Source organism: Martelella sp. AMO21009 (assembly GCF_053484295.1).
In genome coordinates this window covers 1-323 of sequence record NZ_JBAKFR010000079.1, presented here as the reverse complement: position 1 = coordinate 323, position 323 = coordinate 1, and the positions used below count along the sequence as shown (strand labels likewise).

Below are 323 nucleotides of genomic sequence, written 5' to 3'. Positions count from 1 at the left end.
TGGCGGCGCTGCCCGAGGCCAGCACATCACTTATAACCTTGGTCACCGACGAGGTATCGAAATGGTTGGTCTCGGGGTCGTAATTCGTCGGCGTCGCGACGATCACGAAATCCGCATCGCGATAGGCGGCCGCCGCTTCGGTTGTCGCTTGCAGCTGCAGCGGCTTTTCCGCCAGATAGCGTTCGATCTCGGCATCGACGATCGGGCTCCTGCCGGCCTTCAGCGCATCCACCCGGTCAGGGTCGATATCGACGGCCACCACCTCGTGGTTCTGCGCCAGCAGCACCGCGTTCGAAAGCCCGACATAGCCGATACCGGCAACC

1 protein-coding gene is annotated in these 323 nt (G+C 62.8%); it reads right to left on the bottom strand.

The window, feature by feature from the left end; translation table 11 throughout:
• A partial coding sequence (locus V6766_RS25530; protein WP_448471038.1) for an NAD-binding protein occupies positions 1–323 on the bottom strand: 323 nt, incomplete at both ends.